The organism is Anaerocolumna aminovalerica, from assembly GCF_900115365.1.
GTDB lineage: Bacteria > Bacillota > Clostridia > Lachnospirales > Lachnospiraceae > Anaerocolumna > Anaerocolumna aminovalerica.
Genome location: NZ_FOWD01000018.1, coordinates 47,795 through 59,590, shown reverse-complemented (window position 1 = coordinate 59,590; position 11,796 = coordinate 47,795). Strand labels below are relative to the sequence as shown.

Annotated in this window: 9 protein-coding genes; 7 read left to right on the top strand and 2 right to left on the bottom strand. The window is 33.9% G+C overall.

The window, feature by feature from the left end; translation table 11 throughout:
- Nucleotides 1-33: 33 nt before the first annotated feature.
- Together BM183_RS21280 and BM183_RS11385 are read left to right on the top strand one after the other, a co-directional pair.
- Nucleotides 34-1,563 (top strand): flagellin N-terminal helical domain-containing protein, encoded by a 1,530-nt coding sequence (locus BM183_RS21280; protein ID WP_091687011.1) that lies wholly within the window; start codon nucleotides 34-36, stop codon nucleotides 1,561-1,563.
- A gap of 78 nt (nucleotides 1,564-1,641) precedes the next feature.
- Nucleotides 1,642-2,121: a flagellar export chaperone FliS gene (locus BM183_RS11385; protein ID WP_091687010.1), complete on the top strand. Its 480-nt coding sequence runs from the start codon at nucleotides 1,642-1,644 to the stop codon at nucleotides 2,119-2,121.
- A gap of 403 nt (nucleotides 2,122-2,524) precedes the next feature.
- On the opposite strand, the gene BM183_RS21060 is transcribed toward BM183_RS11385, so the two are convergent.
- Together BM183_RS21060 and BM183_RS21055 are read right to left on the bottom strand one after the other, a co-directional pair.
- Nucleotides 2,525-2,776, bottom strand: a complete 252-nt coding sequence (locus tag BM183_RS21060) for a cupin domain-containing protein (RefSeq protein ID WP_242960976.1) — start codon at nucleotides 2,774-2,776, stop codon at nucleotides 2,525-2,527.
- A 14-nt stretch (nucleotides 2,777-2,790) separates the two neighbouring features.
- A complete protein-coding gene (locus tag BM183_RS21055; protein WP_242960975.1) occupies nucleotides 2,791-2,997 on the bottom strand; it encodes a hypothetical protein in 207 nt (68 codons plus the stop codon).
- A gap of 356 nt (nucleotides 2,998-3,353) precedes the next feature.
- Between BM183_RS21055 and BM183_RS11375 the strand changes: the two genes are divergently transcribed.
- The 5 genes from BM183_RS11375 to BM183_RS11355 all read left to right on the top strand — a co-directional run bounded on the left by BM183_RS11375 (nucleotide 3,354) and on the right by BM183_RS11355 (nucleotide 11,607).
- A complete protein-coding gene (locus BM183_RS11375; RefSeq protein WP_091687009.1) occupies nucleotides 3,354-4,349 on the top strand; it encodes a LacI family DNA-binding transcriptional regulator in 996 nt (331 codons plus the stop codon).
- A 138-nt stretch (nucleotides 4,350-4,487) separates the two neighbouring features.
- The gene (locus tag BM183_RS11370; protein WP_091687008.1) at nucleotides 4,488-6,239 is read left to right on the top strand and encodes a glycoside hydrolase family 13 protein; all 1,752 of its coding nucleotides are present in this window, start codon (nucleotides 4,488-4,490) and stop codon (nucleotides 6,237-6,239) included.
- 168 nt (nucleotides 6,240-6,407) lie between these two features.
- Nucleotides 6,408-7,859 carry a 4-alpha-glucanotransferase gene (gene malQ / locus BM183_RS11365; protein ID WP_091687007.1) on the top strand — a complete coding sequence of 484 codons (1,452 nt, stop codon included), beginning with the start codon at nucleotides 6,408-6,410 and terminating at the stop codon, nucleotides 7,857-7,859.
- 21 nt (nucleotides 7,860-7,880) lie between these two features.
- Nucleotides 7,881-10,130, top strand: a complete 2,250-nt coding sequence (locus BM183_RS11360; protein WP_091687006.1) for a glycogen/starch/alpha-glucan phosphorylase — start codon at nucleotides 7,881-7,883, stop codon at nucleotides 10,128-10,130.
- Between the two features lie 181 nt (nucleotides 10,131-10,311).
- Nucleotides 10,312-11,607 carry an extracellular solute-binding protein gene (locus tag BM183_RS11355; RefSeq protein WP_091687005.1) on the top strand — a complete coding sequence of 432 codons (1,296 nt, stop codon included), beginning with the start codon at nucleotides 10,312-10,314 and terminating at the stop codon, nucleotides 11,605-11,607.
- Nucleotides 11,608-11,796: the final 189 nt, after the last annotated feature.

Below are 11,796 nucleotides of genomic sequence, written 5' to 3'. Positions count from 1 at the left end.
ATAAAACCAATCAGAAAGGTGAGAAAAAACAGTATGAGAATTAATCACAATATACCAGCCTTAAAAGCAAATAATCAGTTATTTAAAACAAATAATGCACTTGATAAAAGTTTAGAAAGATTATCTTCTGGATTTCGTATCAACCGTGCAGCAGATGATGCTGCCGGTATGGCAATCTCTCAAAAAATGAAAACACAAATTGCAGGACTTGATCAAGCCTCCAGAAATGCTGCTGATGGAATATCTGTTATTCAGACAGCAGAAGGTGCTCTGATTGAAGTTGGTACTATGCTTCAAAGAATGAGAGAATTAGCAGTACAGGCTGCCAATGGGACAAATACATTGGAGGACCGTGCTTCCATTCAGGCAGAAATTGACCAATTAACACAAGAAATTCAAAGAATATCAGATACAACGGAATTTAACACCAAAACTTTATTAAATGGTAATATCGATCAAATGTCATATTCCAGTAATTCTTCCGTTAATTTAATATCAGTATCCGATACGGTAGCAACGGGTAATTATACAATAAAAGTTACTCAAGATGCCAGACAGGCAATTGTTGGAGGTGGAGAAATTGATACTGGTACACCACCAACTGGTAAGATACCAACAGGTGCTTCTGGAGTAATTAATTTAAATGGAATAGAAATCAAAATAGAAGAAGGGGAAACCTTAGATCAGGTATATGAGAAAATTCGTAATGCCGGAGATAATCTTAACATTAGAGTAATAGCAAGTTTAGCATCAGCTCCCGGAGCAGGAAATGAAGAAACAGGAGGCTATTCCGTAGATACAATAGGTGATGGAACCAGACTGTTCTTTATTTCAGAAGGATATGGTTCAAAAAATAGAATTGATGTCCAATGTAATAATCCAGCCTTAGCAAGTGCATTAGGATTATCCACTTCCACAATGTCTGGAGAGGGTGTGGATGCAAAAGCAGATATATCAGGTTTTACCAGCAATACAGCTACTGTTTCTACAAATGGAAAGCTAATTAAAGTTACGGACAACAATGGATTTGAGATGGTATTTGAAACAGAGCCAGGGGTGGCAGGAACCAAATTTACAGATAACGTATCTGGGGTAGGCAGTGCTTCCGTTACGAATCCTGCAACACCTCCAGCGTCAGCAACGGTTACTATTACTGTTTTAGATGCAGGTCCTATGCAACTTCAAATCGGTGCTAACGAAGGACAAATTATGGAAGTTAGAATTCCTAAAATTAATCCAAAAACATTAGGTATAGATAATATCAACCTGGGAACAGAAAAAGGAGCACAGGAGGCCATTTCATCCTGTGACAAAGCCTTGCTTGAGGTTACGGCAATTCGTGCTAAACTAGGAGCATATCAGAATCGTTTGGAACACTCCATAGCAAACTTAGATGTAACTTCTGAGAACATGTCTGAAGCCCTTTCCAGAATTGAAGATGCAGATATGGCAGCTGAAATGGCTACTTACACTCAAAAGAATGTATTGGCTCAGGCAGGAACAGCTATGTTAGCACAGGCAAATGAGAGACCACAGAATATATTAACACTTTTACAAGGCTAATATAAAAGATTATTATTAAGTGGATTTTAAACATATTTGATAAAAGTTTAAACCAACAAAAGAAAGGCTGGTTAAATCATGACAAAAGATCAGATACAAGCATATACAGCCAGAGTAACCCAGGCCTCAAGAACAGAGTTGATTGTTATTATATATGAGATAATTCTGGAAGATATAAAAACAGCCAGATTATGTTATAAAAATAATGATATAGAGGGCTATGCAAAAGAATTAAAACATGGACAGCGTTTCTTAAATGAGTTAATGGGAACTTTAAATTATACCTATATTTTATCCTATGATTTAATGAGCTTGTACCTATTTGTTAATAAGGCTATCATAACAGCAATATATAAGAAATCCCCTGAAAAACTGGATGAAGCAGAAACAATTCTTGAAAAGCTATACAGCAGTTTCAAAGAAGTTTCAAAACAAGATAATTCAGGGTCTGTTATGCAAAATACACAACAACTTTATGCTGGACTAACCTATGGAAAAGGGGTACTTAACGAAACATTTATAGATCCTCAGCAGCAAAACAGGGGATTTATGGCTTAATAAAATTTAGTTTAGTAACCTTACCTGCGCTTTGCCCACGTAAAGTTAGTGAGAACTTCGAGAATAGGGGATATAGGTTTTTTGTTCCATAGGAAAACTCGATGGTTCTAATATTATAGTAATCGCTTAAATCATATTGAAAACTCGAGAGCTCTTCGGCGTTGTCTTGTCAAACATCTTGATTTTTTAATTTTGGTGCGATTCTAATAATATAAGAACCATAGCGAATTTACCAAAGTCACAAAAAACCTATATCCCTTATTTATTTAAGTTTTTGATGGCAAAGCTGTTTATTGGGAAATATGACTGTAAATAAACAGATGACTAATTATAGTAGTAAATCATTTTTCCATCCATCGTTATGGCCTAATATTTCTTAATTGCGAAGCAAGAGAGGGCAAATTTATTCGCCCTCATAATAGTTTGTCTTATTTTTATTTTTAAAAAATGTATTTGATTTATTATGAATAATAATACCCGTTTTATCTGAATCTGGATAATATACAACATCAGGTGAATTTGTCGTGTCAAAATCTATGTATTTAAGGAATTCATAATCGGAAGTATTTATTATTTTATGTGCTCCAAGTTCCGACGGAGGGCATACAATTATATCCCCTGAGCTGATTTTTCTATCTCCCTTAGGTGTTTTCAAAATTCCCTGTCCACTTATAATAAAGAATGCTTCTTATTTGCTATATGATAATGATATGGATAATTAAATTTCAAAGGAGGAATTTCATATATGGCAATATAGCATTGGCTAAATTTATCACGAGGTGTAATCTCATATTTAACATATTCATACGGCTCATTTTCTGCCTTATGCTTTCCGACTAAATTCTTTTCATTAATAATTAATATCTCATCCGACATAACATACCTCCTATAATTTTATATAAGTTATCTCAAATTTCAAACGTTGCTAATTTTAATTAAAAGTATACCGCATTTTACCAGAAAGTTAAATGTTTATTATATCAGTTCAACTATTTTAACTTGCTTCTTTATAATTCAATTTATTAACGTTAATACACTTGCCCATTTAAGATTAGTAAAGAACTTCTATTCCTATTAGAAATATTTCTTATAATTAACTGTTTATAAAAAATCACCAAAAAAGTAAATGAAATAATTGTTAAAATATAAACTTTATAGAATCGTATTGACAAATATGAAAAGGAGTTGTATAGTAATATGTAAGGAAACCGTTTTCCGCAGGAGGCAATTTTATGGTATCGATAAATGACGTGGCGAAAAAAGCAGGAGTAGCAAAATCAACAGTATCTAAGGTTCTAAACAACTATTCTTTAGTAAGTGATGAAACCAGATCAAAAGTTGAAAAGGCAGTGGAGGAACTGGGATATGTTCCAAATTCAGTAGCTGTATCCCTTTCTAAGAAAGTATTTAATAGGGTGGGTCTAATCGTTGATATCCGTCATAATAGCCAATTTGTGGATGAAATCAGCATGCAGTATTTAACAGGTGCCTTTGAAAAAGCAAAAGAATATCATATTGAAGTGGTAACTTTCTTTAGTTCCCAGTTTGATGAGATGAATTACAAACAAGTAACAGCCTATTTAAAATCTCAAAGGATTAATTGTTTAATTATATACAATTTGTCCATAGAGAATAAGAATTTATATAAGATAATTGAGAAACAGGAATTTTACTGTGTTTTAGTGGATTCGCCTATTACAAATGACAGGACTTCCTCCGTATCTCTTGACCATTATTCTGCCCAATATGAAGTAGCTAAAAAAACTTTGCAGGAGAATTCCTACATTGACCGGGTGCTGTATATAGCAGGGGGAGCAGGGGGTTATATAACCAATAGGCGTTTGGATGCCATGAAGAAGTTACAGGAAGAGTTTGGTTTTGAACTTATTGTAAAACATGGTGATTTTAACGAATATAAAGCCAGAGAGATTACATTAAAATTTGGCAAAAAGTCAAATGCAATTGTTTGCGCATCGGATTTAATGGCAATTGGAGCAGTGTTTGCTCTTACAGAAATGGATATTTACAGACCGGTTTGTGGTTTTGATGGAATCCGGTTAATGGGTTATACCAAGATAGCTATGAATACAGTAAAACAGAATTTTAATCTAAAATCCAAACAGGCGTTTGATGAGTTAAAAAAGCTACTTGACGGAGAAAAGGGACAGCATACGGAGATACCTTATGAGGTATGTACAATTAATTATATGGATGTTATTCAGAAATGAGGGGTAATGTCAATATAATTTTTTATCCATTGAAGGAAACCGTTTTCCGGACAATTATAATATTGTAAATATAAATTGATAAAGATAATTTGATTTTAACTAGTTCATATTTTTTATACAACAGGATTGGAGTTACTTATGAAATTTGAAGCGGTTTACCACAGAACCTCTGATAATTATTGTTATCCGTTAAATGAAGAGGATCTTATTATTAATATAAAAACAGGCCATGATATAGAGAGGGTTTTTATATATTATGGTGATCCTTTCGAAAATGGGATTTTAGGTGGTAATTGGAGATGGAATGGTGTGGAAGAAGAGTTGATTTATAAAAAGAACCTGACACATCATATCTGGTGGACAACAACAGTAAAACCTAAGTTTAAAAGGTGCAAATACTATTTTAAACTTGTGGCTAAAAATACTTCTTATTACTATTTTGAAGATGGATTCTATACAGAAGGGGAAATGAACCATCAAGGGAAAAGCTTGGTCTATTTTACATTTCCATGGATGAATAGCATTGATATCAACAAAACACCGGACTGGGTAAATGATACAGTGTGGTATCAGATTTTTCCGGAACGTTTTAATAACGGAGATAAAAAGAATGATCCGAAGAATGTGAAACCATGGGGATATCATACAGTAAGCAATGAAGAGTTTTATGGAGGGGATTTACAGGGAATTATAGACCGGCTGGATTATTTGGCGGATCTAGGTATAAACGGAATATATCTGACACCTATTTTTGAAGCAAATACCAGTCATAAATACGATACCAAAGACTATATGAAGATTGATCCACATTTTGGTGATGAAAAAGTATTTAAGAACCTGGTGGATGCAGCTCATGAAAAGGGCATTCGTATTATGCTTGACGGTGTATTTAATCATTGCGGTAACCAGTTTGCTCCATGGCTGGACGTTTTAGAGAAGGGGCCCGGCTCCAAGTACTTTAACTGGTTCATGATTAACAAATGGCCTTTTAACAAAGAAGATCATAATACAAAGAATGGGTCATTTTATTCCTTTGCTTTTACTTCCAGAATGCCAAAGTTAAATACCAATAATCCTGAAGTCATTAAATATTTACTGGATGTTGTGGAATACTGGGTGAAAAATTTTAATATTGATGGTCTTAGACTTGATGTAGCCAATGAAGTATCCCATAGATTCTGCAAGGATTTGCGAAGGCTGACCAAAGAGCTAAAGCCGGATTTTTATATATTAGGTGAAATCTGGCACGATGCAATTACCTGGCTGCAGGGAGATGAATTTGATGGGGTTATGAACTATCCATTAGCCACTTCCATAGCAGACTTTTGGGTTTACCCAGAGAAAACCAACTATGATTTTGAATGTGCCATTAATCATAACTTTACCATGTATATGCAGCAGACTAATGATGTTTTATTCAACTTATTGGATTCTCATGATACCAATAGGCTGATAGATAAGGTAAACGATATTCATATTTTCTACCAGCAGTTGGCTCTCATGTTTACCATGCCAGGCAGTCCATGTATTTATTATGGAACAGAACTTGCAATAGAAGGAAGCTATGATCCGGACTGCCGCAGATGTATGCCCTGGGAAGATATAGATGAAGGGCTTTATAAAGATAGAATTGATATCATAAAAGCGCTGATTCATTTAAGAAAAACAAATAAAGCTTTTAAAAGCAGACATTTTCATTTTATAGAGGATAAGAACAACCAAAGAGTGATTCACTATATAAAAACAGACGAAGATCAAAACCAAGTTGAAATTATTTTAAATTGTTCTGAGGATAGTATTGTAGTTCAAAGGAAAGGCAATGAATTATTTAGCCTATTACAGGCAGAGACAATTTTACAACCAAAAGGGGTTTTTATTCAGCAGATATAAAGAAACTGTAGTGAAATCAAGAGCAAGCTTGTATTTCTGAAAGAGCGAGATACAACACTGGCAGGCAAGCTTGTATACAATTTCCGAGCAGAAAGTCATGTAGAATTATTATATTCATATTAGACTCATTTTTAGTTATACTGGCAAGTTTGAAGGAGAAAAAGATTTATGAGAGAAGCAGGAATACTATTACCTTTATCATCCTTACCGTCAAATCATGGAATTGGAGATATGGGCTCATATAGTTTTGAATTGATAGATTTATTAAAAACAGGCGGTTTTCACATATGGCAGATATTACCCCTTAATCCCCTGGGATTTGGTAACTCACCTTACCAGCCATACTCCTCATTTGCAGGTGATGAGATCTATATAAGTCTTGATGAACTATATAAGGATGGTTTATTAACAAAAAGACCGGCAAGTTTTCAAAAAAACAGTAAATCTATTGATTATGAAAAAGTAAGAAATTTTAAAGAAAATTATTTTAAAGAAGCTTTTCTTAATTTTACAGAAGACGGGGATTATAAGGACTTTATAAAACAGGAATGGGTGTATCTTTATGCGGTATTTCTTACACTAAAAAAGAAAAATGATTTAAGGTGTTGGAATGAATGGGATAAAGCGCAGAAAGAATGGATAAAAACAAGAGAGTTTGATGTATCTGCATACGAAGAAGAAATACGTTACGAAATGTTTGTCCAGTATATCTTCTACAAACAATGGATGAAAGTAAAGACTTACGCCAATCAAAACGGCATTCGGATTATGGGCGACATTCCGTTCTACGTAGGGATTGATTCTTTAGATGTATGGGCAAATCAGGAATGCTTTTTACTTGGAGCAGAGGGAAAACCCACATTTATTGCAGGGGTTCCACCGGATTATTTTAGTGCTACCGGCCAAAGGTGGGGAAATCCAATCTATAACTGGGATTATTTAAAAAAGCAAAATTACCAGTTTTGGTTAGACAGAATTGCTTATAACAGTAAACTGTTTGATATTATCCGCATTGATCATTTCCGTGCTTTTGATACCTACTGGAAAATACCTGCTACCTGCGAAACTGCTGTTGAAGGTGAATGGTTAGAAGCCCCCGGTTATGAAGTATTTGACTTAATCGGTGAGAAACTACCGGAAGTTGAGATTATTGCAGAAGATTTAGGGGATTTAAGAGAAGAAGTTCATGTACTTAAAAACCATTATGGATTAAAGGGTATGAAAATCGTTCAATTTACATTTGATCCTAATGAAAACAATAATAATTTTGAAGATATGGAAAATATGGTTATTTATACAGGAAGCCATGACAATCAAACCATAAGAGGCTGGTATTTATCACAGGATAAAAAGACACAGAATAGGATCAGAAAATCTCTGAAGAAATCAGGCTATGACGATAGAATTATTTCCAAACGCTTTGTAAGGCTAACTTTAGACAGTATTGCAGAAATGGCAATCCTGCCCTTACAGGATCTAATAAATTTAGGGGATGAAGCCAGAATCAACACTCCCGGTACACTTGGCTCACCTAATTGGGAATGGAAGTTAGACAGTTTTAGTAAATTTAAAAAGGAAATCGGTAATTTAAAGGAACTCATTATAGCGAGCAGACGGTAATGGCATAAGGAAGGAGCAGGAATGTTAGCAGAGATATTACAAAAAAAATATAATAAGACTCTTAAGGAATGCAGTAATGAAGAGATATATTTCGGCCTATTGGAAATGACAAAAGAAATGGCTGAAAAAAAATATATAAAAGATACCAATAAAAAGATTTACTATATTTCAGCAGAATTTTTAATCGGTAAGTTATTATCCAATAATCTGATAAATTTAGGGATTTATGATGAAATAAGAGAAGAATTAAAACAGAGCGGTAAATCCATTACAGAAGTTGAGAATATTGAACTGGAGCCCTCTCTGGGAAATGGCGGTCTTGGAAGGTTAGCAGCATGCTTTCTGGATTCTATTGCATCACTTGGGCTTAATGGAGATGGTATTGGGTTAAACTATCATTTTGGATTATTTAAGCAGGTATTTGAAGAAAATCTTCAGAAAGAAACCATTAATCCATGGATTACAGATGATAGTTGGCTTATAAAGAGAGATAAGTCTTATAGGGTAAATTTTAAGGATTTTACAGTAAAATCAAAGCTATATGATATAGCAGTTACAGGTTATGATAATCGTACCAACTGGCTGCATTTATTTGATATAGAAACAGTTGATGAATCCATAGTAAAAGACGGAATTTCCTTTGAAAAATCAGATATTGAAAAAAACCTTACGTTATTCTTATATCCTGATGACAGTGATGAAAAAGGCGAACTTTTAAGAATTTATCAGCAGTATTTTATGGTAAGCAACGCTGCACAGATGATTTTAGAAGAATGTATCCTTAAGGGAAGTAATTTACATGACTTATATGATTATGCAGTAATTCAGATTAATGACACCCATCCCACTATGGTAATACCGGAATTAATCCGCCTGCTTATGGAGCGTGGCATTGAAATGGATGAAGCAATTGATATTGTTTCTAAAACTTGTGCTTATACCAACCATACTATTTTATCAGAAGCCTTAGAAAAATGGCCTATTAAATATTTGAAAAAGGTAGTACCTCATTTACTTCCTATTATCGAAGTATTAGATAATAAAGTGAGAAGAAAATTTGACGATCCTACGGTAGCAATTATAGATAACCAGGAAAGGGTGCATATGGCACATATTGATATACACTATGGCTTTAGTGTAAATGGTGTTGCGGCACTTCACACGGATATCTTAAAACAGAATGAACTAAATAATTTTTATAAGATCTATCCTGAAAAATTTAATAATAAAACCAATGGAATTACATTCCGCCGCTGGTTATTACATTGTAATTATGACTTAGCTGCATTTTTAACGGATTTAATCGGTGATGGGTTTAAAAAGGATGCTGACCAACTGGAAAGACTTTTAGACTTTAAAGAAGATGCCAATGTTTTAAATACCTTACTTGATATTAAGCATAGAAATAAAGTAGCATTAAAAGAATATTTGTTTAAGAATCAGGGTATTGAAGTTGACGAAAATTCTATTTTTGATATTCAGATTAAACGTTTGCATGAATATAAGAGACAGCAAATGAATGCTTTATATATCATTCATAAATATCTAGAAATTAAGAATGGCAAAATACCTACAACACCAATTACATTAATATTCGGAGCAAAGGCAGCCCCTGCTTATATTATTGCCAAAGACATTATCCATTTGATTTTATGTCTTCAGGAATTGATAAATAATGACAAAGAAGTAAATCCTTATCTTAAAGTAGTTATGGTGGAAAATTATAACGTAACACTAGCTGAAAAATTAATTCCTGCATGTGATATATCAGAACAAATCTCTTTGGCTTCAAAGGAAGCCAGTGGTACCGGCAATATGAAATTCATGCTTAACGGTGCTATTACATTAGGAACTATGGATGGTGCAAACGTAGAGATTGCAGAATTGGTTGGTGAAGATAACATTTACATCTTTGGTAAGTCCAGTGAAGAAGTAATTTCACATTATGAAAACAGAGATTATGTTTCTAAAGACTACTACAATAAAGATAAAGAAATCCGTCAGATGGTTGACTTTATTGTAAGTGATACCTTAATGAAAATCGGTAAAAAAGAGAATTTAGAACGCTTGCACAATGAGTTAATTAATAAAGACTGGTTTATGACCTTGTTAGATATTAAAGAGTACATGCAGAAAAAAGAAGAGATACTAGCAGATTATGAAGATAGGGAAAAATGGTCAAAAATGATGTTAGAAAACATCAGCAGAGCAGGATTCTTCTCTTCTGACAGAACTATTTTAGAGTACAATCGGGATATATGGAATGTATAGTATTCACTAATTAATGAAGTAAAATGTAAAAACATATTATGTTTAAAATGTGTTTTAGCAATAATGTGCTATTGGTAAAACATGTTTTGGAAGGAACATATTTGTTTAGGGCATTTTATGATAAAGGCTGTGACAAAAGTCATCTCAATGAATCAAAAAAATTTAAAGGAGAGGTAAATTTATGAAAAAGAAACTTTTTGGTCTAATTATGGTTACCACATTAGTAGCATCTTTAGTTGGCTGTGGTAAAAAAACGGAAAACCCAACAACTGATAACAACAAAGCAGAAACAACACAGACTCCTGGTCAAACGGAAGAACCTACAAAAGCAGAGGATGTTACTTTAAAGGTTTGGGCACCTGAAAACCAAATCAAGGATGGAACAATGGATTCCATGACAAAATCCTTCCAGGCATTACATCCAGAATGGAATATTACATTTACTGTTGAAACACAGGGTGAAGACACAGCAAAAGATGAAATTTTAAAAGATGTTGGAGCAGCAGGGGATGTATTTTTCTTTGCTAACGATCAATTAAATGAACTTGTAAATGCAGGTGCAATTGCAAGACTTGGCGGTTCTACAGAAGAAATGGTTAAATCAACTATGGCGGAATCCGTTGTTAATACAGTAAAAGTAGATGATGCTATTTATGCAATTCCTTTTACACATAATACATTTTTTATGTACTATGATAAAACACTTTTAAATGAAGATGATATTAAATCTATTGAAAGCATTATGGCAAAAGAAACTCCTGAAAATGTATACAATTTCTATTTTGAATCAGCAGGTGGCTGGAAATTAGGTGCTTGGTATTATGGCGCCGGTTTAACAATCTATGGGGAAAGCCAGACTGATTTTGCAGCAGGTGCAAACTGGAACAATGAAACAGGTGTTGCTGTAACAAATTATTTAATAGACTTAATTAATAATCCGAAAACAGCTTATGATGGTGAAATTTCCTTATCTGAATTAGCAGCGGATCATAGAATTGGTGCTTGGTTTGATGGTTCCTGGAACTATAACTTATACAAAGAAGCTTTAGGGGATGACTTAGGATTAGCAGTAATTCCTACATTTAATCCAGATGGAAATGATTATCAGTTAAAAGGTTTCTACGGTTCAAAAGCAATCGGTGTTAACTCTCATGCAGCTAATCCCGCTGTAGCAGTAGCTTTTGCTGCATATCTAGGAAGTGAAGAAATGCAGTTACAACGTTTTGAAGAAACCGGTCAGGTTCCAACAAACCTTAAAGCTGGTGGATCAGCAGCAGTTCAGGCAGACGAAGTAGCTAAAGTTATTGTAGAAGAAGCTAATACTGCTTCCATAATGCAACCTACATCTGCAGAATTCAGTTCAAGATATTGGGCAAATGCAGGTGGTATTGCTACTGAAATCAGAAGTGGTGAGCTAAATAAAGATAATGTACAACAAAAACTAGATACTTTTGTTTCTACATTAAAGGTAGAATAAAACAGTATACAATTATAAAGATCAGAATGAAATTTACAATAATGATTTAACCTCATCAGAGAAGCAAACTTGCCTGTTTTAGCAGGAGTTCAAGCTCCTGCTGAAATGCTGCTGTTTGAAAGGAATATATTGTAAATGGGGGAGGCTGCCAATAACCTGCAGCTCCCCTTCTATCTTAAGAAAAGGAGT